General features: G+C 34.6%; 27 protein-coding genes. 3 read left to right on the plus strand and 24 right to left on the minus strand.

All coding sequences use genetic code 11. From position 1 onward, the window contains the following. Positions 1-20 precede the first annotated feature (20 nt). From rplF to ilvD, 19 genes are all read right to left on the minus strand, one after another. The gene (gene rplF, locus RR561_RS08165) at positions 21-563 is read right to left on the minus strand and encodes a 50S ribosomal protein L6 (RefSeq protein ID WP_332507276.1); all 543 of its coding nucleotides are present in this window, start codon (positions 561-563) and stop codon (positions 21-23) included. Between the two features lie 28 nt (positions 564-591). Further along, entirely contained in the window at positions 592-990 is a 399-nt protein-coding gene (gene rpsH / locus RR561_RS08170) for a 30S ribosomal protein S8 (protein WP_332507278.1), read from the minus strand. Positions 991-1,027: 37 nt separating this feature from the next. Continuing rightward, the gene (locus tag RR561_RS08175) at positions 1,028-1,213 is read right to left on the minus strand and encodes a type Z 30S ribosomal protein S14 (RefSeq protein WP_332507280.1); all 186 of its coding nucleotides are present in this window, start codon (positions 1,211-1,213) and stop codon (positions 1,028-1,030) included. A 17-nt stretch (positions 1,214-1,230) separates the two neighbouring features. Next, a complete protein-coding gene (gene rplE, locus RR561_RS08180; RefSeq protein ID WP_332507282.1) occupies positions 1,231-1,773 on the minus strand; it encodes a 50S ribosomal protein L5 in 543 nt (180 codons plus the stop codon). 25 nt (positions 1,774-1,798) lie between these two features. Next, on the minus strand, positions 1,799-2,104 hold the full coding sequence (gene rplX, locus RR561_RS08185) for a 50S ribosomal protein L24 (RefSeq protein ID WP_332507338.1): 306 nt from the start codon (positions 2,102-2,104) through the stop codon (positions 1,799-1,801). Positions 2,105-2,136: 32 nt separating this feature from the next. Then, the gene (gene rplN, locus RR561_RS08190; protein WP_106776998.1) at positions 2,137-2,505 is read right to left on the minus strand and encodes a 50S ribosomal protein L14; all 369 of its coding nucleotides are present in this window, start codon (positions 2,503-2,505) and stop codon (positions 2,137-2,139) included. A gap of 24 nt (positions 2,506-2,529) precedes the next feature. Next, positions 2,530-2,784: a 30S ribosomal protein S17 gene (gene rpsQ / locus RR561_RS08195; RefSeq protein WP_106776999.1), complete on the minus strand. Its 255-nt coding sequence runs from the start codon at positions 2,782-2,784 to the stop codon at positions 2,530-2,532. Positions 2,785-2,810: 26 nt separating this feature from the next. Next, positions 2,811-3,014 (minus strand): 50S ribosomal protein L29, encoded by a 204-nt coding sequence (rpmC, locus tag RR561_RS08200; protein ID WP_106777000.1) that lies wholly within the window; start codon positions 3,012-3,014, stop codon positions 2,811-2,813. Position 3,015: 1 nt separating this feature from the next. Beyond that, positions 3,016-3,444 (minus strand): 50S ribosomal protein L16, encoded by a 429-nt coding sequence (rplP, locus tag RR561_RS08205; RefSeq protein ID WP_106777001.1) that lies wholly within the window; start codon positions 3,442-3,444, stop codon positions 3,016-3,018. Positions 3,445-3,476: 32 nt separating this feature from the next. Then, entirely contained in the window at positions 3,477-4,277 is an 801-nt protein-coding gene (rpsC, locus tag RR561_RS08210) for a 30S ribosomal protein S3 (protein ID WP_334309608.1), read from the minus strand. A gap of 18 nt (positions 4,278-4,295) precedes the next feature. Continuing rightward, the gene (rplV, locus tag RR561_RS08215) at positions 4,296-4,634 is read right to left on the minus strand and encodes a 50S ribosomal protein L22 (protein ID WP_106777003.1); all 339 of its coding nucleotides are present in this window, start codon (positions 4,632-4,634) and stop codon (positions 4,296-4,298) included. 28 nt (positions 4,635-4,662) lie between these two features. Further along, complete coding sequence (gene rpsS, locus RR561_RS08220; RefSeq protein ID WP_106777004.1) at positions 4,663-4,944, minus strand: 30S ribosomal protein S19; 282 nt, start codon at positions 4,942-4,944, stop codon at positions 4,663-4,665. 33 nt (positions 4,945-4,977) lie between these two features. Then, complete coding sequence (gene rplB, locus RR561_RS08225; protein ID WP_332507289.1) at positions 4,978-5,808, minus strand: 50S ribosomal protein L2; 831 nt, start codon at positions 5,806-5,808, stop codon at positions 4,978-4,980. A 28-nt stretch (positions 5,809-5,836) separates the two neighbouring features. Further along, positions 5,837-6,127, minus strand: a complete 291-nt coding sequence (rplW, locus tag RR561_RS08230) for a 50S ribosomal protein L23 (RefSeq protein WP_332507290.1) — start codon at positions 6,125-6,127, stop codon at positions 5,837-5,839. Further along, complete coding sequence (rplD, locus tag RR561_RS08235) at positions 6,127-6,750, minus strand: 50S ribosomal protein L4 (RefSeq protein ID WP_332507291.1); 624 nt, start codon at positions 6,748-6,750, stop codon at positions 6,127-6,129. Before rplD ends, rplW begins: the two co-directional genes overlap by 1 nt. Positions 6,751-6,775: 25 nt before the next feature. Then, positions 6,776-7,402 (minus strand): 50S ribosomal protein L3, encoded by a 627-nt coding sequence (gene rplC, locus RR561_RS08240; protein WP_332507293.1) that lies wholly within the window; start codon positions 7,400-7,402, stop codon positions 6,776-6,778. Between the two features lie 77 nt (positions 7,403-7,479). Beyond that, positions 7,480-7,791 carry a 30S ribosomal protein S10 gene (gene rpsJ / locus RR561_RS08245; protein WP_332507295.1) on the minus strand — a complete coding sequence of 104 codons (312 nt, stop codon included), beginning with the start codon at positions 7,789-7,791 and terminating at the stop codon, positions 7,480-7,482. A gap of 660 nt (positions 7,792-8,451) precedes the next feature. Further along, positions 8,452-9,438 (minus strand): ornithine cyclodeaminase family protein, encoded by a 987-nt coding sequence (locus RR561_RS08250; RefSeq protein WP_332507297.1) that lies wholly within the window; start codon positions 9,436-9,438, stop codon positions 8,452-8,454. 15 nt (positions 9,439-9,453) lie between these two features. After that, positions 9,454-11,130 (minus strand): dihydroxy-acid dehydratase, encoded by a 1,677-nt coding sequence (gene ilvD / locus RR561_RS08255; RefSeq protein ID WP_332507298.1) that lies wholly within the window; start codon positions 11,128-11,130, stop codon positions 9,454-9,456. 214 nt (positions 11,131-11,344) lie between these two features. Here ilvD and RR561_RS08260 point away from each other — a divergent pair, with 214 nt between their 5' ends. Further along, positions 11,345-12,208, plus strand: coding sequence for a LysR family transcriptional regulator (locus RR561_RS08260; protein ID WP_332507300.1), 864 nt, complete (start codon positions 11,345-11,347; stop codon positions 12,206-12,208). A gap of 135 nt (positions 12,209-12,343) precedes the next feature. Here RR561_RS08260 and RR561_RS08265 read toward each other — a convergent pair whose 3' ends face one another. The 5 genes from RR561_RS08265 to rpsL form a co-directional block, all read right to left on the minus strand. Beyond that, complete coding sequence (locus RR561_RS08265; protein ID WP_332507302.1) at positions 12,344-13,738, minus strand: radical SAM protein; 1,395 nt, start codon at positions 13,736-13,738, stop codon at positions 12,344-12,346. 604 nt (positions 13,739-14,342) lie between these two features. Next, on the minus strand, positions 14,343-15,536 hold the full coding sequence (gene tuf, locus RR561_RS08270; protein WP_332507304.1) for an elongation factor Tu: 1,194 nt from the start codon (positions 15,534-15,536) through the stop codon (positions 14,343-14,345). A 181-nt stretch (positions 15,537-15,717) separates the two neighbouring features. Continuing rightward, positions 15,718-17,784, minus strand: a complete 2,067-nt coding sequence (fusA, locus tag RR561_RS08275; RefSeq protein WP_332507306.1) for an elongation factor G — start codon at positions 17,782-17,784, stop codon at positions 15,718-15,720. Between the two features lie 38 nt (positions 17,785-17,822). Next, complete coding sequence (rpsG, locus tag RR561_RS08280) at positions 17,823-18,293, minus strand: 30S ribosomal protein S7 (protein ID WP_332507308.1); 471 nt, start codon at positions 18,291-18,293, stop codon at positions 17,823-17,825. 229 nt (positions 18,294-18,522) lie between these two features. Further along, on the minus strand, positions 18,523-18,942 hold the full coding sequence (gene rpsL / locus RR561_RS08285) for a 30S ribosomal protein S12 (protein ID WP_106777017.1): 420 nt from the start codon (positions 18,940-18,942) through the stop codon (positions 18,523-18,525). Positions 18,943-19,801: 859 nt separating this feature from the next. Here rpsL and RR561_RS08290 point away from each other — a divergent pair. Beyond that, a complete protein-coding gene (locus RR561_RS08290) occupies positions 19,802-20,983 on the plus strand; it encodes a CapA family protein (RefSeq protein WP_332507310.1) in 1,182 nt (393 codons plus the stop codon). Positions 20,984-21,162: 179 nt separating this feature from the next. Continuing rightward, positions 21,163-22,389, plus strand: a complete 1,227-nt coding sequence (locus RR561_RS08295) for an aminopeptidase (protein WP_332507312.1) — start codon at positions 21,163-21,165, stop codon at positions 22,387-22,389. Positions 22,390-22,401 lie beyond the last annotated feature (12 nt).

Consider the following 22,401-nt stretch of genomic DNA (forward strand, 5'->3'; position numbering starts at 1 on the left):
TTCACTCCTTTCGTCAATTTTTACTTCTTACCAGTCTTACCTTCCTTACGTACAATGTGTTCTCCACTGTACTTGATTCCCTTGCCCTTATATGGCTCAGGCTTTCTCCAAGCTCTTATCTTAGCGGCATAGTTACCAACGGCCTGCTTATCAGCACCCTTTATAACTATTTCTAACTGGTTTGGAACTTCAGTAGTGATACCTTCTGGATCTTCCATAACAACTTCATGAGAGAATCCTAAGTGCATAACTAGTTTATTACCCTGCTTAGCGCACTTATAACCAACACCCTTAACTTCAAGCTTCTTTTCAAATCCTTCAGATACACCTACTACCATATTGTCGATAAGTGTTCTTGTAAGACCGTGAAGACTCTTGTGCTTCTTGTTATCTGTAGGTCTTTCAACTACTATAATATTATCTTCTTTCTTTATTATCATTTCATTGCTTAATTCTTCTATTAATGTTCCCTTAGGTCCCTTTACTGTTACTACGTTATCTTCAGATATAGCAACTTCAACACCTGCTGGAACTTCAATTGGCTTTAAACCTATTCTTGACATTATTACACCTCCTTGCGTATAAGAAATTTTACCAAACGTAGCAGATTACTTCTCCACCAACATTTTTTTGTCTTGCTTGCTTATCAGTTAAGATACCGTGTGATGTAGATATTACTGCAATACCTAGTCCGTTTAACACTTTTGGTAATTCTTCTGAGTTTGCATATATTCTCATTCCTGGCTTAGAAATTCTCTTTAATCCTGAGATAACTCTTTCGCCCTCTTGTCCGTACTTAAGCTGTATTCTTATTATTCCTTGCTTTCCGTCTTCTATTACGTCATAACCTCTTACGAATCCTTCTTCAAGAAGTATTCTAGCTAGTTCTTTCTTTATACTAGAAGCAGGTACATCAACAGTGTCATGCTTAACAGAGTTAGCATTTCTTATTCTTGTAAGCATATCTGCGATTGGATCTGTCATTGTCATAATAAAATCCTCCTTCCGACTTATATCTGTCTATATTTTACCAACTTGATTTTCTAACGCCAGGTATCTGACCCTTGTATGCTAATTCTCTAAAGCATATACGGCAAATACCGAAATCTTTTAATACTGAATGTGGTCTTCCACATATTGAACATCTTGTATATTCTCTAGTCTTATACTTCTGTGCTCTTTGCTGCTTTACTTTCATTGCTTTTCTAGCCACGTGAATCCCTCCTTTACCTACTTAGAAAATGGCATGCCTAATAATTTTATTAGTTCACGAGCTTCTTCATCTGTCTTTGCAGTTGTTACGAAGATTATGTCCATTCCTCTTACCTTGTCAATCTTATCATATTCTATTTCTGGGAATATAAGTTGTTCCTTTATTCCTAGTGCATAGTTACCTCTTCCGTCAAATGAATTAGGGTTTACACCTCTAAAGTCTCTAACTCTTGGTAGAGAAACTGAAACTAGCTTATCCATGAAATAGTACATCTTGTCACTTCTTAAAGTAACCTTAGTTCCTATTGGCATATCTTCTCTTAACTTGAAGTTCGCTACTGACTTTCTAGCTCTAGTAGTGATAGGTCTCTGTCCTGAAATTATTTCTAATTCTTCTACAGCCTTTTCTAAAGACTTTGAGTTTTCCTTAGCTTCACCAACACCGATGTTGATCACTATCTTTTCAAGCTTTGGTATTTCCATAATATTTTTATATCCGAATTTCTCCATTAAAGCTGGAGCAACTTCTTTATTATATTTTTCTTGTAATCTTGAAGTCATTATACTACCTCCTTTCGATTGTTATTTATAATTCTTTTCCGCTCTTAGCTGATACTCTTACCTTTTTTCCATCTTTAACTTCGTATCTAACTCTTACACCCTTAGATGTTTCTGGGTCAAATGGCATTACATTTGATATATGTATAGGAGCTTCTTTAGTTGTTATACCACCCTGTGGGTTAGTAGCAGATGGCTTGTTATGCTTAGTTACTACGTTTATTCCTTCAACTAATACTCTTTCCTTCTTAGTGTCTACGTTTTGTACTAAGCCCTTCTTTCCCTTATCCTTACCTGCTATAACTACTACAGTGTCGCCTTTCTTTACGCGCATCATCGATCTATTGCACCTCCTCTATCAATCAATTATAGTACTTCTGGAGCAAGAGATACTATCTTCATATAGTCATTGTCTCTTAACTCTCTCGCAACAGGTCCAAATATACGAGTACCTACTGGTGTCTTATCATCCTTTATTATAACTGCAGCATTTTCATCAAATGAAATATAGCTACCATCATCACGTCTCATTCCCTGCTTTGTTCTAACTACAACAGCTTTTACTATCTTACCTTTTTTTACAACTCCGCCTGGTGTTGCACTCTTTACTGTCGCAACTATTACGTCACCTATGTTGGCGTACTTTCTTCTAGTACCACCAAGAACACGTATGCATAAAAGTTCTCTAGCACCTGAATTATCAGCTACTTTTAAACGTGTTTCCTGCTGTATCATAGCAATTCCTCCTTTTTGTAAAAACTATTTTACCTTCTCTATTATTTCAACGACTCTGAATCTCTTGTCCTTAGACAAAGGTCTAGTTTCCATTATTTTTACTCTATCACCTGTATTACACATATTCATTTCATCATGTGCCTTATACTTCTTTGTTCTCTTAACACGCTTGTTGTAAAGTGGATGTTTTACGAAATTTTCGCAAGCAACAACAACAGTCTTATCCATCTTATCACTTACAACACGGCCTATTCTAACTTTTCTACTATTTCTTTCCATGCCTATAAAGCCTCCTTCTTCCAATATTAAGCTCTAGCTTCGTTTAACTTTCTCTCTGTAAGAACAGTCTTAACTTTCGCTATGTCCTTCTTAACAGTTTTTATTCTAGCTGTATTCTGTAACTGACCAGTAGCTAATTGGAATCTTAAGCTAAATAATTCACTCTTAAATTCGTCTAGTTTTGATAAAAGTTCTTCTGTTGATAGATTTCTTAACTCTTTAGCTTTCATCCTATTCACCTACCTTCTCTAAATCTTCTTTCTTAACAAACTTACACTTGATTGGTAGTTTGTGTGCAGCAAGTCTCATTGCTTCTCTTGCTCTACTTTCTGGTACACCAGCTAGCTCAAACATTACTCTACCTGGCTTAACTATTGCTACCCAATATTCTGGAGCACCCTTACCAGCACCCATACGAGTTTCTGCAGGCTTTCTAGTTATTGGCTTGTGTGGGAAGATTTTGATCCAAACCTGACCACCTCTTTTTATATATCTTGTCATCGCGATTCTGGCAGCTTCTATCTGATTTGCAGTGATCCAAGTTGGTTCTAATGCAACCAATCCGTATTCACCATAAGTAACCTTATTACCCTTATTTGCTTTACCAGTTAATCTACCTCTGTGAACTCTACGATGTTTTACTCTCTTTGGCATTAACATGAGTTGTTTCCTCCTTCCGAACTAAATTGATCCTACTTATCGTCTCTTCTTGAGTTGTTTTTAGGACCTCTATTATTATTTCTTCTATCGTTGTTTCTTCTATTATCGTTATTTCTTCCTCTTCTATCGTTTCCTCTGCCCTTTTTGTTATCTCTTCTTCTATCGGCCTTATTTTCTTCTCTTTCAATAGAAACATTTCTACCTGGAAGAACTTCACCGTTGCAGATCCAAACCTTTATACCAACCTTACCATAAGTAGTGTTAGCTTCAGCAAAACCGTAGTCTATATCAGATCTTAAAGTCTGTAGAGGTACATTACCTTCACTATATCCTTCAGTTCTAGCCATTTCTGCTCCACCTAATCTACCAGCTGCTAATACCTTAATACCCTTAGCTCCTGACTTCATAGTTCTACCAACTGACTGCTTCATAGCTCTTCTAAATGCAATTCTTCTTTCTATTGCCTGTGCTATGTTTTCAGCTACTAACTGAGCGTCCTTGTCTATATTTCTAACTTCTATTATGTTTAATATAACCTTTTTACCAGTCATCTTTTCTAACTTAGTCTTAAGAGCCTCTATCTGAGCTCCTCCCTTACCTATTACAACACCTGGCTTTGCAACATGTAGGTCCATCTTTATCTTATTAGCAGATCTTTCTATTTCGATCTTTGCTAATCCTGATGAGTATAATTCTTTCTTTAAGTAAGTTCTCAAAACATAATCTTCTTTTAGGAACTCGCCGAACTCTTTTCTATCATTAGCGAACCATCTTGAGTCCCAATCTTTAATTACACCGACTCTAAAGCCGTGTGGATTTACCTTCTGACCCATTTGTGTCCCTCCTTTTTATTAGTTTTCTCTCTCTTTAACAACAACCTCTATATGAGATGTTCTTTTTCTGATTGCAGTTGCTCTTCCCTGTGCTCTTGGCATGAATCTCTTCATTGTAGGGCCCTGATTAGCAACTATAGATGCGATATATAGCTTGTCTGCATCCATTTCGTGGTTATTTTCAGCATTTGCAGCAGCTGACTTCACTACCTTTGCAACTATTTCAGATGCATATCTTGGTGTGAACTTTAGTATAGCCAGTGCTTCATTTATATCTTTTCCTCTAACTAAGTCGCATATCTGTCCAGCTTTTCTAGATGATACACGCACAAATTTAGCTGTAGCTTTTGCTTCCATTGATAATCCTCCTTTCACCTTCAATTAGTTATTTTCTCTTTGAAGATTTTTCATCGTCCTTGTGACCTCTAAAAGTTCTTGTAGGAACGAATTCTCCCAATTTATGTCCAACCATATCTTCTGTGATATATACTGGTATATGTCTTCTTCCATCATGAATTGCTATTGTATGTTCAACGAACTGTGGGTATATTGTAGAAGTTCTAGACCAAGTCTTTATAACTTCTTTATTTCCACTAGCATTCATAGCTTCAACCTTTCTTAATAGTCCTGCATGGACGAAAGGTCCCTTCTTTGTTGATCTTGACATTAATATTCCTCCTTCCTGAGTAAATTAAATCTATTACTTAGTTCTTCTAGATACTATTTGCTTATTAGAAGCCTTATTTTTCTTTCTAGTCTTGTATCCAAGAGCTGGTTTACCCCATGGAGTAACTGGTGATGGCATACCTATTGGAGTTCTACCTTCACCACCACCGTGTGGATGGTCGTTAGGATTCATTACAGAACCTCTTACTGTAGGTCTAACACCCATATGTCTTTTTCTACCAGCCTTACCAATTACTACGTTACCGTATTCTATGTTACCAACCTGACCTATTGTAGCTCTACAGTTGATACTTACATATCTCTTTTCACCTGATGGTAATCTAAGAAGTGCCTTATTGCCTTCCTTAGCCATTAACTGAGCATCAGCACCAGCAGTTCTAACTAACTGACCACCTTTACCAGCCTTAAGCTCTATATTATGTACAGATGTACCTAGTGGAATATCCTTTAATTCTAAACAGTTACCTGGCTTGATATCTGCTCCTAATCCTGAAAGAACAGTATCTCCAACCTTCATTCCAACTGGAGCTAGTATATATCTCTTTTCACCATCTGCATAGTGTAAAAGTGCTATATTAGCTGTTCTGTTTGGATCATATTCTATTGTAGCAACCTTAGCAGGTATACCATCTTTATTTCTCTTAAAATCTATTATTCTATATTTTCTCTTATTTCCGCCACCTTTATGACGAACAGTTATCTTTCCGTGAACATTTCTACCAGCATTCTTCTTAACACTTACAAGAAGTGACTTTTCTGGCTTGTTACATGTTATTTCATCAGACTTTAATACTGTCATTTGTCTTAGGGCAGGAGAAGTAGGTTTAAACTTTTTAATAGCCATTATAATATCCTCCTTTTTTCTATTCTAATTACATTTCTGTGAAGAATTCGATGTCCTTACTTTCTTCAGTAAGCTTAACAACTGCCTTCTTGAAACTTGAAGTTTTTCCAGCTGTCTTTCCCATTCTCTTCATCTTTCCGTCATAGTTTAGAGTGTTTACTCCTGCTACTTTAACGTCAAAAATCTTTTCTACTGCTTTTTTAACTTCTGTCTTATTTGCATTCTTAGCAACAACAAAAGTGTATTTCTTATTTCCCATTTCAGTCATTGACTGTTCAGTAACGACTGGCTTTATGATTATATCGTGTGGATTTGTCATTACGCGTACACCTCCTCCACTTTCTTAACTGCATCCTTAGTCATTATGAATGAGTCACAGTTTAGTATGTCATAAACATTTAGTGTGCTTACATGACAAACATTAGCACCTTCTATGTTTCTTATAGACTTAACAAGATTTATGTCATTGTCAGCAGTAACTACTAGAGTCTTCTTTGCTGAATTAACATTCTTTAATACATTTACCATTTCTTTTGTCTTTGGAGCTTCGAAACTTATTTCGTCAACTACAATTATTTCATTATCCTGTACCTTTGAAGATAAAGCTGACTTTAAAGCAAGTCTTCTAACCTTCTTTGGTAATGAGTAGCTATAATCTCTTGGCTTTGGTGCGAATGCAACTCCACCACCTACCCATATGATAGATCTTGTAGAACCATGTCTAGCTCTACCAGTACCCTTCTGTCTCCATGGCTTTCTTCCGCCACCTCTAACTTCTGCTCTAGTCTTAGTAGACTGAGTACCTTGTCTTCTGTTAGCCAACTGGCACTTTACTGCTTCGTAAAGAACATGTTCGTTAACTTCTATATTAAATATTGAATCGTTTAATTCAATTTCACCAACATTTTGGCCTGATACGTTTAATACATTAATTTTTGGCATTGTTAATCCTCCTTTCCTTTAGTGATTAGTTAGAGCCAAGTGCTGATTTAACAGTCACTGTTGAACCCTTAGCACCAGGAATAGCGCCTTTTATTAATAAAAGATTCTTTTCAGCATCTACCTTAACTACTTCAAGATTCTTTACTGTTACTTTTACACTTCCCATGTGTCCTGCAAGCTTCTTGTTCTTAAATACTCTACCTGGATAAGCACAAGCTGCCATTGCACCTGGTCTTCTATGGTATCTAGAACCATGAGTTTCTGGACCTCTACTCTGTCCATGTCTCTTTATTGGTCCCTGGAATCCCTTACCTTTTGATATACCAGATACATCTATCATGTCACCTTCAGCAAATACGTCAGCCTTTAATTCCTGACCTATTTCATAACCTTCAAGTGCGTCTACTCTAAATTCCTTTAGGCTTCTCTTAAGTACTCCAGCTTTTGCAAGATGTCCCTTCTTAGGCTTGTTAAGTGCCTTTTCCTTTACATCATCAAAACCTATCTGTACTGCCTGGTAACCATCATTTTCGTTTGTCTTAATCTGAGTGATTACTACTGGGCCAGCTTCTACAACTGTTACCGGTACTACTACGCCTTCTGCAGTAAATACCTGAGTCATGCCTATCTTCTTTCCTAAAATTCCCTTCATGCCTTACCTCCTATTTTCTTACAGCGGATTACCCTTTCTGGATAATCATTCTAAGATATCACTATCTTAGGCGGTTTTTATAATTTGATTTCTATGTCCACACCAGCTGGCAAGTCAAGCTTCATTAAAGAGTCAACTGTCTTTGGTGTTGGGTTAGCTATATCAATAAGTCTCTTATGAGTTCTTATTTCAAACTGTTCTCTAGAGTCTTTGTACTTATGTACGGCTCTTAGTATAGTAACAACCTTCTTCTCTGTTGGAAGAGGAATTGGACCTGATACCTGAGAACCAGCTTTTTTAGCTGTTTCAACTATCTTAGTAGCTGAATAATCTAATAACTTATGATCATATGATTTTAATCTTATTCTTATCTTTTCATTCTTAGCCATTTCTTTCCCTCCTTTTGATTTATTTACCTTACCAGATAAATCAAACACCGATACACAGTTCCGGGTGTGTCGTAATTTCTTAATCGATTTTTGAATTTATCCACCCAAAACTTATCGCCTTCTCAAGCGTACTAGATAATTTTAACAAATAAACATAGATATTGCAAGCTTTTTTGTCATATTTTTTTCCTTTTTTCAAAGTTTTTTCGTCTATTAAATTTATTTGCTCATTTTCTGAATTTTTGTTCAAGAAACAACTATTTACAAGCATTTTCAATCATTATAGAATCTTAGAGGGAAACTCTTATACTCTTTGGTCAAGCTTCTGTTAAAATAAATCCCTTATCTACTGTCTAACCTATTATTTTTAACTACATCTATATATTCATATTTTTTAAATTAAATACTTTTATTTTACGTCTACCTGTATATACTACCCAATTATCCTACTTTTATCTAGATAATTATTATTTTTTATGTATATTTTTCTATCTTCCATCAAATCTACACTTTTCCTTCAATCATATGCTCATGATCAGATATTTCATGCAATCTAATTGATTCTATTTTTTAGCCCTACATATATTAAAATAGAAGGCATGCATATTTTTACACACCTTCTATTTATATATTCTTCTATTTATATATACAGTAATCTATTTACTCCCAGATTTTTCCTATATTTTCTTTTACTGCCTTTTCATATATTTTATTTGCAACTATCAAATCCTGAGTTGCTACACCTACAGTTTCAAATACTATTATTTCGTCATCGTTTTCTCTACCAATAGTATTACCCATTATTACATCTCCAATTTCACCAGTGAAATCTTTTTCTGTTATTATGCCTTTTTCCAAAGGTATTAGTATATCTCCTGATTCAGATAGTACTGCCTCTTTTGAGTCAAAGTATATCTTTGATGCTCTTGTAAGTAATACAGGATCCATCTCCTGCATGTGATGTTGATAGGCTCCAACACAACTCACCGTAGCACCTTTTTTTATCTTATTTCCATCAAATACTGGCTTGCTAGATGGAGTTACTGTTATTAATAAATCTGCATTGTCCACTGCCTCATCAGATGTTTTTACTGCGATTATTTTAGTGTCAAATTCACTTAGTTCTTTTTTCATTTTTTCAACAAAGTCAACAGTTCTTTCATAGTTTAAATCAAACACTCTAACTTCATCAAGATTTCTCACATTCACCATAGCTTCAAGCTGTGTCTCTGCCTGTCCACCTGTACCTATCAAAGCTCCAATCTTACAATCATTTTTGGCTAGTATATCAAATGCCACTCCGGAAGCAGCTCCTGTTCTAAGTTTAGTTACATAAGTTCCATCAAGAATAGAGATCACCTCACCTGTACGACCATCTATCAAAAGAACCTGTGCAGGTGCTGTTGGCTTTCCCTTATCTATATTACGAGGGAATATATTGACTATTTTAAGTGAAGCAATATCCATATCTTCTACATATGCTGGCATAAACAAGAAGCTACCATCATATTTTGGAGCCTGTATGTTTGTTCTAAGAGGCATCTGCGCTTTACCCTCTACTACGAGTTTAAATGCTAATTTATCTGCTTCTATAGCCTCTTTCATTGTAAAAATTTTCTTTATATCTTTTTCTGATAATAATAACATATATTCTACCTTCCTTTATCTACTACTGTATTTTCCGTCTAGATCCCACGGTTGCATAGCGCCACCTTCTTCTGCTGGTCTACACATCTTGGCATATATATTTAGACAACCCTTGCCTTCTTTTAGTTTTGGTCTCACCCAGTTTTTTCTTCTATTTTCTAGTTCTTCATCTGAAACAAGCATTGAAACTTCTCCATTTGGAATATCTATTACTATCTCATCTCCATTTTCGACCAAGGCTATATTACCTCCATCAAAAGCTTCTGGTGATACATGTCCAATAATTGCCCCAAAATTAAATCCAGAAAATCTTGCATCAGAAATGAGTCCTACACTCTTATGAAGTCCCTTTCCAATAAGAGCATCTATGCTTAACATAAGCTCTTTCATTCCCGGAGCTCCTTTACAGCCTTCATATCTTATCACTATAATATCTCCAGCTACTATTTTTCCAGCTTGTATAGCCTCAAATGCCTCTCTATCACCTTCATAGACCTTTGCCTTACCTTTCATATACATAACTTCTTCGTATACTGCAGTTGGCCTTACTATCGCTCCATTTGGAGAGAGGTTTCCCCTAAGTATCTTTAGACCTGGTTCGTCAAATAGAGGATTTTCCAAAGAACGTATTACCTCGTTTTCTTCTGGAGTTATAGTATCAAGTATATCCCTCCAAGTCCTGTCTTTATACATACTTGGAAGATCTGTGAATAATTTTTTTTCAAGCATTTTCATAACATTTAACACTCCGCCTGCATAATGAAAGTCCACCACAGTATATGGTCCACTTGGAACCACTGCATTTATACACTTTATTTCCTTGGCGTATCTCTCAAAATCCTCTAGAGTAATCTCAATTCCCAGTTCATAAGCATATGAAAGAATGTGTAACACTGCATTTGTAGATCCAGCAACCGCCATATCAAACATTATTGAATTCATAATTACTTCTTTTGTAATTATTTCTGATGGCTTAATATTTTTCTTTGACATTTCAACTGCGTACATTCCAGCTTCTCGTGCTTTTCTTAGCTTGGCATTATCAGTTGCTGGTATTGTAGATGTACCCGGAATTACTAGATTTAAAACTTCTCCAAGCATTTGCATAGTGTTGGCAGTACCCATAGATGGGCAAGCTCCAAACGATGGACATACATTATCTTCCATTTCCATAAGATCTTCTTCACTCGCTCCAGAAAATCTAGCAGCATCTAGATCAGCTTCCACAATTGTTTCACCACAGTGCTGTCCTGGTTGCATAGATCCACCTGTTACAACCATAGATGGAATATCTAGTCTCATAGCTGCAAGATAGCAACCAGCAATAATATTGTCACAAGAAGCTATCATAGCAAGCCCATCAAAGTTATGAACCTTTGTTACAAATTCTACTGACATGGCAACAATATCACGTCCAACTTGTTCATACTTTAACTCTTCAGCTCCATTTGCAATATTTCCACATGTTGCAGGTATCCCAAATTCAACAGGCACCCCTCCTGCTGACCAGATTCCTTCTTTTACAGCTTCTGCAATTTGCCTAAGATGTGCAGATCCTGGTGATCCAGCCATATAGGAATTTGGTAAACCTATATGTGGCTTTCTCCTAATATCTATATCTGAATAACCTGCTGCCTTCATCATAACCCTTCTGTGTGCAGCTTGAGCACCGTTCCAATAATCAACTCCCATTGAAATACCTCCTTTAAATTATACTATTTGCATTATCATATTTATTAATAGTATAATATTACATATATTGAGCCAATCAAATAAAGTCTTTTTAATGGCTACATTAAGTTTTCCTAATAGAGTTCTTTTCTAGCTATTTATCGGGCTCATATTAGTTATTTTAATATTAATTATTAGTTACTTTAATATCAATTATATTTTGGGAGGGAATTCTATGAGTAAATATGAAATTATTTTGGCAGTTTATGAGACGAAAAGTATTTCAAACGCAGCTTTAAAGCTCAACTATACTCAATCTGCAATCAGCCAATCTATCAAAAACTTTGAAAAGGAAATAGGCATACAACTGTTCAAAAGATCTAATAATGGCATGGATCCTATGCCCTATACCAAGGACATAATTGACTGTATAGAAAATGTTTGTAAATTTGAAGATAAAATATTTGAAATTTCCTCAAGTTTAAATAAGCTTGATAAGGGTTATATACGTATAGGTTCTGTTCAGAGCATTTCATACAATTGGCTGCCCGATATACTAGCAATGTTTTCAAACGCATACCCCAATATCAAGTTTCAATTAACTGTAGATGGTTTTGATGAACTAAGTAAAAAAATAGATAATAATGAGCTAGACTGTATACTTGCCTCTGAATATTCCGTCCCCAACCTAAATTTCACTGCTATTGGAAAGGATGAACTTGTTCTTGTTATGCCTTTGGATCATCCTTTATGCAATAAACTCTCTGTCTCTATCTCAGATATAGACAAAAATAATTTCATACTTTCTGCCGATGGCCTTAATTATGAAACAGGAAAAATATTTAAAGAAAATAAAATAGAACCAAAAATAAAGTATAAAATAAATGAAGATTTTACGGTCTTAAAAATGGTTGAAAAGGGCTTTGGAATTACTATCCTTCCAAGACTACTTTTGAAAGATATACCGTTTAATGTGTGCATTCGTCAATTCAACGAACACTATAACAGAGTTCTAGGAATCGCATATTCTAAGGATGTCAAACCTTCCCCAGCAACATTAAAATTTATGGATTATGTTAAAAAATGGGGAAAATTATAATTTTCATAAAATACATACAAAGAATTAGCTAGTTGAATATATATAAAAAGGACTATAAAATTTTTTATAGTCCTTTTTATTTCAAGATAAACAATAAAAAAGAGGGTAAACCCTCTTTTTATTTTTTATTATATATTAAGCTCTTCTTTTAGCTTTTTCTTCTTGAGAATGTTCCCATAGTTCATTAGCCTTATCTTTCCATTCATTGGCATATGGCATACACTTAGAAGTTAAACTATCTACTTTTTCAGGAGATATCAAGTCTGTTGAATGTGCTCCTGTTCTTTTCACCATTTCATTTAGCAATTCAGGATTTTCAAGCATTGGACATGGTCTTAAATGATTGTCATTAAATGGCTGTCCATCCTTGTAAGCCATAAATATAGGTGACTTCAAGCATTCTAGTAGAGTATTTTCTCTTATATTAGCATTAGAATAATGAATAAATACACAAGGTTCAACATCACCTGCTGAATTAATGTGCAAGTAGTTTCTTCCACCTGCTATACATCCTCCAACATACTCACCATCATTTTGGAAATCAAGCAACATAATTGGCTTTCCACCTTCAAATGCTCTTATTTCTCTTACTCTATGATAGATATATTCTCTTTGCTCTACTGTTGGAATTAATTCTGGAACAGCTCCATTTCCAACTGGCATATAGTTAAAGTACCAACTGTACATTGCACCTTTTTCTATAATCAAATCCAAGAATTTATCAGATAATACTGTCTCTATATTTTTGCTTGTATAACATATAGATGTACCAAATATTAAGCCATGTTCTCTTAATATATCCATTGCATGCATTACATTGTGGAATGATCCTTCTCCACGTCTTCCATCATTTTCTTCTTCAAAGCCTTCAACGCTCAATGTCACAGAGAAATTTCCTACTCTGACCATTTCTTTTGCAAAATCATCATCTATAAGTGTACCATTAGTAAATGCAACAAAGTAACAATCTCTATGCTTTTCACATAGTTTAATTAGATCTTTCTTTCTCATAAGAGGCTCTCCACCTGTATACATGTAGAAATATATACCTAGTTTTTTACCTTGTTGAATAACATTATCCAATTCTTCAAAAGTTAAACTTTGGTTATGACCATACTCTGCTGCCCAACATCCCTTACATTTCATGTTACACGCACTAGTTGGATCCATAAGTATAAGCCAAGGAACATTACATCCATGTTCTGCTCTCTTTTCGTTTATAATCTTTTTTCCATAGTAGGCTCCAGTAAATCCAAGATTTAGGGCAGTCATCTTGATTACATTAGTATCTAAGTTATCCATCATCTCATATACATAATTAATCCATTTACCATCTCTGTCCTTTATCATCTCTCTTACTGTATCGTAAGTAGGTTCTCCAAACATGTCTCCTGCGTGTTTTTGATAGATATCTACAAGACTAAGCATAGCTTTCTCTCTACCTTCTATATCCTTCTCTTTCATAGATTCGATAACCTTCTCTATACCTTTAGCGGCTATCTTTCTCTCTACATTATGTGCAATTCCCATATTTAAGACTCTCCTTTCACACCGTTTCGCGATTTAATAAATTTTAAAATCGCATTTTTAATTCAACTTTTAATTCTTTTAATCGCTTCAACTTATTATATGATTTCTAACAGCATATATAGATAGTAGACCTTTTTTTTAAAATAGTCAAGTAATTAGCAGATAATATTTTATTATATATCGTTAAATAGGCTTTATTTTATTATATTTTTATTATAAATAAATTAATTGTATTGAATAAATATTCAAATTATTAATTTTATTTATATCTTAAAAAGTTTACATATTTATAATAATATCGTTTATTCCAATTAATAGAGCGCTTAACCTTATAGAATTCAAACTATTGATTCCAGTATGTCTTTAGATTAAAAAGAGTTTATTTTTAAAGAATATTTTTATATATCTTAAATCAAGATTTTTTTACTTTATTTTCAACTTTTTTATATTTATATTTTTTATATATAAATATATATTATTTTTCGAATATTTTTTTGCCTTACTTACTATTATAGTACGTTTTTAAATTTAATTCAAATTGACAAAATTTGGGAAATAAAAAAAAGACCGCAAATGCGGTCTTTTATATATATATTTAATGTTATTATTCTACTATAGAAGCAACAACACCAGAAGCTACAGTTCTTCCACCTTCTCTGATGGCGAATCTTAAACCTTCTTCAACACATATAGAGTTTATAAGGTCAACTTCTATTGTTACGTTATCTCCAGGCATAACCATTTCGATACCGTCTGGAAGCTTACACTCACCAGTTACATCAGTTGTTCTGAAATAGAACTGAGGTCTATAACCATCGAAGAATGGAGTATGTCTACCACCTTCTTCTTTCTTAAGAACGTAGATTTCAGCTATAAACTTAGTATGAGCATGAACTGATCCAGGAGCAGCAAGAACCTGTCCTCTTTCAATTTCTTCTCTCTGAATACCTCTAAGAAGTGCACCTATGTTATCTCCAGCTTCTGCCTGATCTAGTAACTTTCTGAACATTTCTACTCCAGTTACTATAACCTTTCTTGGCTTTTCTGAAAGACCAACTAGTTCAACTTCATCAGAAACCTTAAGGATACCTCTTTCAACTCTACCAGTTGCAACAGTACCTCTACCAGTGATTGAGAATATATCTTCTACTGGCATAAGGAATGGCTTGTCAACATCTCTTTCTGGAGCTGGGATGTATTCGTCTATCTGATCAAAGAAATCAACTATTATGTCTCCCCACTTAGAGTTTGGATCTTCTAGTGCCATTAAAGCTGATCCTCTAACTATTGGAGTATCATCTCCTGGGAAATCATATTCGCTTAATAATTCTCTAACTTCCATTTCAACTAATTCAAGAAGTTCTTCATCATCTACCATATCACACTTGTTTAGGAAAACAACTATGTAAGGTACACCAACCTGTCTAGAAAGTAGTATATGCTCTCTAGTCTGAGGCATTGGACCATCTGTAGCTGCAACAACTAGTATTGCACCATCCATCTGAGCCGCACCTGTGATCATGTTCTTAACGTAGTCAGCATGTCCTGGGCAGTCAACATGAGCATAATGTCTGTTAGGAGTTTCATACTCAACGTGAGAAGTAGATATAGTGATACCTCTTTCTCTTTCTTCTGGAGCCTTATCTATGTTGTCAAATGCAACTTCTTCTCCTAAATGATACTTATTAAATAAAGTCTTAGTTATAGCTGCTGTTAATGTAGTCTTACCATGGTCAACGTGACCTATTGTACCGATATTAACATGTGGCTTATTTCTTTCAAATTTAGCTTTTGCCATTTCAAATTTCCTCCCTGTAATAAAATAATATTTTATTTATCTGAGGGTGATTTCTCACCCCCGTTTTTTACAATAAACTGTAAATTCCCTATAAGCATATCACTTTTTTGCTTGTTTTTCAATGTTTCCATAAAAAACAATGCGCTTTTAATTAAAGTTTTTCAGTGATATTATACACTAATTACTTACCTTCAGATATTTCCTTAGCAATAGATGCTGGAACCTGTGAATAGTGGTTAAATATCATTGTATAAGTAGCTCTACCCTGAGTTGCAGATCTTAGATCAGTTGCATATCCAAACATCTGAGATAGTGGAACGTGAGCTCTAATTACCTGTGCTCCGCTTCTAGCTTCCATACCCTGAATCATACCTCTTCTTGAGTTTAAGTCACCCATAACATCACCCATGTAATCTTCTGGAGTAACAACTTCTACAGCGAATACTGGTTCAAGTAATACTGAATTACCCTTCTTCATAGCATCCTTGAATGCCATAGAACCAGCCATCTTAAAGGCCATTTCTGATGAATCGACTTCATGGTAAGAACCATCATATAGTTCAACACCAACGTCAACTACTGGATAACCAGCAACTATACCAGACTGCATTGCTCCCTGGATACCCTGATCAACTGGACCAACATATTCCTTAGGAATTGAACCACCAACAGTCTTGTTTTCAAACTTGTATCCTTCGCCTGATTCAAGTGGATTAACTCTGATCTTAACGTGACCGTACTGACCTCTACCACCTGACTGCTTAGAGTACTTGTATTCAACATCTACTGGCTGAGTAATAGTTTCTCTGTATGCAACCTGAGGAGCACCAACCTGTGCTTCTACCTTAAATTCTCTTAGAAGTCTATCAACGATGATTTCTAGATGAAGTTCACCCATACCACCTATGATAGTCTGACCTGTTTCATGATCAGTTCTAACTGTGAATGTAGGATCTTCTTCTGAAAGCTTCTGAAGAGCTACACCCATTTTTTCCTGAGCAGCCTTTGAAGCTGGCTCTATAGCAACGAAGATAACTGGTTCAGGGAATTCCATTGATTCAAGTATGATCGGATTGTCTGGATCACAAAGTGAATCTCCTGTAGTAGTATCCTTAAGACCTACTGCAGCTGCTATATCCCCTGCGTATACTTCTGTTAATTCTTCTCTTGTATTGGCATGCATCTGTAGGATACGTCCGATTCTTTCTCTCTTATTCTTAGTAGCATTAAGTACGTAAGAACCTGAGTTTAAAGTACCTGAGTAAACTCTAAAGAATGCAAGCTTACCAACAAATGGGTCAGTCATGATCTTGAATGCAAGAGCTGAGAATGGTTCTTCATCTGATGCATGTCTTTCACTTTCTTCTCCATCTGGTAATAATCCCTTGATAGATTCTATATCTGTAGGAGCTGGTAGATAATCAATAACACCATCTAGTAATAACTGAACACCCTTGTTCTTATAAGCTGTACCACAGAATACTGGGTTCATTTCACAAGCTATTGTAGCTTTTCTTATAGCAACTTTTAATTCAGGTATAGTTATTTCTTCACCTTCAAGATACTTCATCATTAAGTCTTCATCAGTTTCAGAAACTGATTCAACCATCTTATCTCTGAATTCCTGAGCCTTCTCAAGTAATTCAGCTGGGATTTCTTGTTCTTCTATTTCAGTACCTACATCATTTTTGTATATTTCAGCCTTCATAGTTAAAAGGTCTATTATACCAACAAAGTGATCTTCAGTTCCTATTGGTAACTGAACAGGTACTGCATTAGCTTTTAGTCTGTCCTTCATCATTTCAACAACGTTGTAGAAGTCTGCACCCTGTCTGTCCATCTTGTTGACAAATGCAATTCTTGGTACACCGTAAGTTTCAGCCTGTCTCCAAACATTTTCTGACTGAGGCTCAACTCCACTCTTTGCGCAGAATACTGCAACAGAACCGTCAAGTACTCTTAGAGATCTTTCAACTTCAACTGTGAAGTCAACATGTCCAGGAGTATCTATGATATTAACTCTGTGGCCCTTCCACTGACAAGTAGTAGCAGCAGAAGTGATAGTTATACCTCTCTCCTTCTCCTGATCCATCCAGTCCATCTGAGATGCACCATCATGAGTTTCACCTATTTTATGAGTACGTCCAGCATAGTACAAGATTCTTTCAGTTGTTGTAGTTTTTCCTGCATCTATGTGGGCCATTATTCCTATATTTCTAGTTTTTTCCAATGGAAATTGTCTAGCCATCTCTTTCCTCCTTATATTACTTTAATACGCAAAGAATATTACCATCTGTAATGAGCAAAAGCCTTATTAGCTTCAGCCATTCTGTGTGTATCTTCCTTCTTCTTAACAGATGCACCTGTATTGTTTGCTGCATCCATTATTTCCTTAGCTAGCTTTTCAACCATACCCTTTTCGCCTCTTGCTCTAGTGTATGTTACTAACCATCTTAAGCCTAATGTTTCTCTTCTTTCAGCTCTAACTTCGATAGGGACCTGATAGTTTGCACCACCAACTCTTCTAGCCTTTACTTCTAGTACTGGCATTATGTTTTCCATAGCCTTGTTGAATACTTCCAGTGATTCTTCACCAGTTTTTTCTGCTATGATTTCAAACGCATCATATACTATTTTCTGAGACTTTCCTTTTTTCCCGTCATACATTAGGTTATTTATTAATTTCGTTACTACCTTACTTCCATATAATGGATCTGGTAAAATTTCTCTCTTTGGAACATTACCTTTTCTTGGCATTACGCTTCCCTCCTTAATTATAAAAGTTAAATCATAGGTACTCGACAAACATTACACTCGCCGTGATGCCATAAATAAATATATATATATATTTAAAGCATCGAACTATAATCAATTGCTGTAATCAGCTCTTTTTATTTCTTCGTGTATTAACACGTCACTTGTTTTTAGGCCCAAGCTACCCCCTCAGACTATAAACTGAGGCTTATTTAAAAGTTTTAAGATATTACTACTTAGAAGCCTTTGGTCTCTTAGTACCGTACTTAGATCTAGACTGTCTTCTGTTTTCTACACCAGCTGTATCTAATGTACCTCTTAGTATATGGTATCTAACACCTGGAAGGTCCTTTATTCTACCACCTCTTATAAGAACAACACTATGTTCCTGTAAGTTATGTCCTTCACCTGGAATATAAGCAGATACTTCTATACCATTTGTAAGTCTAACTCTAGCAACCTTTCTAAGGGCTGAGTTTGGCTTCTTAGGAGTTACAGTCTTTACAGAAGTACAAACACCTCTCTTCTGTGGAGCACTTATATTAGTACTTCTCTTAGTTAGAGAGTTGTAACCCTTTTGTAGTGCTGGAGCAGTAGAAGTCTTTTCTACAGCTTTTCTACTCTTACGAATTAATTGGTTGATTGTTGGCATCAACTACACCTCCTTTTTTAAAAATTTTTCGGTCCTATAATAATAGATAACCGCTAACCACATCAGTGTGCACTGTTTTGCATACTGACTAATTGATTTTGATGCTTTTAGTATTCTACTAAAAAAAGTAACCTTAGTTATATCAAGATTACATACCTTTATATTTTAGCACTTGAAAACAGTACTGTCAACAACTTTTATAAAAAATATATTGACAGAAAAAATAATATGTTTTCATAAGACTTAGATCTTTTCACTATAATAAATTTTTGATATTCAAGCTGTCATTTATAGCTTTTTAAAAAACTAATTTTATAATTTTTTTCCAGCATATTCACTAAATCTTATCCTTTACTTACAACTTTACTGCTTTAATTTTATTATTTAGCTATTTTCTTTTACTATATCTAGTCTTTTATAAAGCTATTAAAAGCATTCATTATTAATTATAGTAAATACCTACTATTATATAGCCCTATTTTCTAGCTTCTAAACATTTTTTATTATTACAATTATATTTTTTATAATTCATATATTTTATATTGATCAATCCAATTAAAAAGGTATAAAAGCTTCTCTTTAATAGTGCCCAATCTATCCCAATTTGATTTTAAAAATTCGATTTTTCATTTTTCAATAAAAATTTTATAAAAATATTTTAAATTATAAGTAATCTATGGAAATATTTTCCTACTTTATATATAATTGTTATTAGATTTGTTTTTAAATTATTTTAAAGTGACTATTTCATTTATTTTGCGCTGCTTATTATCCGCTTTACATCTTTTGTAGAAATTTTTAGATTTATTGCTCAAAATAGCAAAAATAGTCCTTATTAACCAAACCATTGGAGGACAATATGAATTTTAAAAATGACAAACACATAATTTTCACCACTATTTTTATCACCTTATCACTTTTTATTGTTTTCACGTTTTTTTTCATGTCTGAAATAAAAAATGTAAATGCCAGCCAAAAAACTGCTGTTAAAGAAGAAGTTAAAAAAGTCAGCTTTGTAGGTGTCGGAGATAACCTTATCCACGACTCTATATATAATTCTGCTGATATGAGAGATGGCGTATTTGGCGATGGTAAGTATAATTTTGATCACCTATACTCAAATATTAAAGAGGATATTCAAAAGTATGATCTTAGATATATTAATCAAGAATCTATAATCGCAGGAGACCAGTTTGGGGCAAGTAGCTACCCTCAGTTTAATACACCTGAATCGATGATCAACTCACTTGTGGATTCAGGCTTTAATGTAGTCAATATGGCAAACAACCACTCTCTTGATATGGGCTCAAATGGAATAGAAAAATCAATAGATATTTGGAATAATACGGATAATGTGTATTTTACGGGACTGTTTAAAAGTCAGGAGGATAGGGATAATCCTTTGATTATAGAAAAAAACGGAATTAAAATAGCCTTACTTTCATATACTTATGGGACAAACGGAATACTTCCAGATAAAGACTATAAGGTATCTTATCTAGAAGAGGAGGCTGTCAAAAAAGACGTAGCCAAAGTATCTTCAAAGTCTGACTTTATCTTGGTATCTGCCCACTGGGGAGAAGAAGGTATAGAAGAAATAGACGCTAGCCAAAAGAAATTTGCAAAGCTTTTCAATGAACTGGGGGTAGATGCAGTAATTGGAACTCATGCCCATAGGATTCAAAAGGCTGAATGGTTAAAAAATTCAAACGGAAAAGATACTCTTATATACTATGGAACAGGCAACTTTGTACACAACATGTTGGGTGCCCATACCTACCTTGAAGGAATGCCTTCTTGGACCTTTGTAAAAAATGGCGATAAAAAATATATAGAAAATGCAAAATTCACACCGCTAGTCTTTCATCTAGAAAGAAATCAGTACGGTTTGGATGGCAGTGTCTATAGACTTGACAAGTACCCCCTTGAACTTGCCAACAAGCATATAGAAATGAGGGGTGCTGGGAGTTACCACATAGAAAACTATAAATCTAGCGTTAAGAAACTGATACCGAAAGATATGATAGATATGGACTTATAAAAGAAGTCAAGTTCTACATACAACAATTTATATATTATATTATACAAAAAGAAAGTTAGAGCTTAAAAAGGCCTATACTTTCTTTTTTTTTTAACAAATCTATGAATATTTAAGTAACTTTTTAGGCATCTTTATGATATTATAGTCTTAGTGAAAAATAATAATTAGGAGGTAAAGTTATGGATTTAAACAAAAGAATCGATAAATTTGCAGAGCTTGCAATAAAGACAGGAATAAATGTCCAAAATGGCGAGACTCTACTGATAAGAACTGATGTTGAATCTAAAGATTTTGCGAGAAGATGTGTTAAAGAAGCCTATAAAGCTGGCGCAAAGCATGTATATGTTGAGTACTCTGATGAAGTAATTACTAGAGAAACTTATTTATCTGCTCCAGAGGAGTCATTTGATGAATATCCAGAATGGCAATCTTATAAATATACTCAAATAGCAAAAGAAGGAGGATCTTTTCTTTCAATATTATCCTCTGATCCAGATCTTATGAAGGGTGTAGATTCTAATAGGATTGGAAGATTCCAAAAGATAGCAGGAAAGTATTTAAAGGAATGGAGATCTTTTACTCTCACAGACAAGGTTAAGTGGTCTATAGTTGCTACTCCATCTACTGCATGGGCAAGTAGAGTTCACCCAGAGCTATCAGAAGAAGATGCCATAAAGAAGCTATGGTTAGAAATATTAGATTGCTCTAGAGTGACCGATAATCCCGTTGAAGAATGGAAAAATCACGTATCAAATCTTAGCAAAAAAATGGATTTGCTAAATAAAATGAATTTTAAGAAGTTGCATTATAAGTCTTTAAAAACAGACCTTGTAATAGAACTTCCAGAAAATCATATCTGGCAAAGCGGATCTGCTAGAGATCCACAAAACATTGAATTTTGTCCAAATATACCTACAGAAGAAGTTTATTCGATGCCACATAAATATGGTGTAAACGGAATAGTTCATAGTACTAAACCTTTAATTTATGCTGGAAGTTTGATTGATGAATTTTGGATAAGATTTGAAGATGGTAAAATTGTGGATTTTGATGCAAAATCAGGGAAAGAAAATCTAAAAGATCTCATAGATACTGATGAAGGATCTTGTAGATTGGGTGAAGTGGCACTGGTTCCATACGACTCACCTATATCAAATACAGAAACAGTTTTTTATAATACCTTATTTGATGAAAATGCATCTTGTCATCTAGCAATAGGAGCAGCTTATAGCTCAAATATTGAAAATGGCGAGAATATGAATGAAGATGAAATGGATAAAGCGGGAATGAACTCAAGTCTTACACACGTAGACTTTATGATTGGAGACAAGGATTTAAATATAATCGGAGTCACAAGTAACGAGGAAAGCTTCCAGATTTTTAAAGACGGGAATTGGTCTTTTTAGGAAGGAGACATT

It is taken from the genome of Peptostreptococcus sp. (assembly GCF_036639115.1).
Classification (GTDB): Bacteria; Bacillota; Clostridia; order Peptostreptococcales; family Peptostreptococcaceae; genus Peptostreptococcus.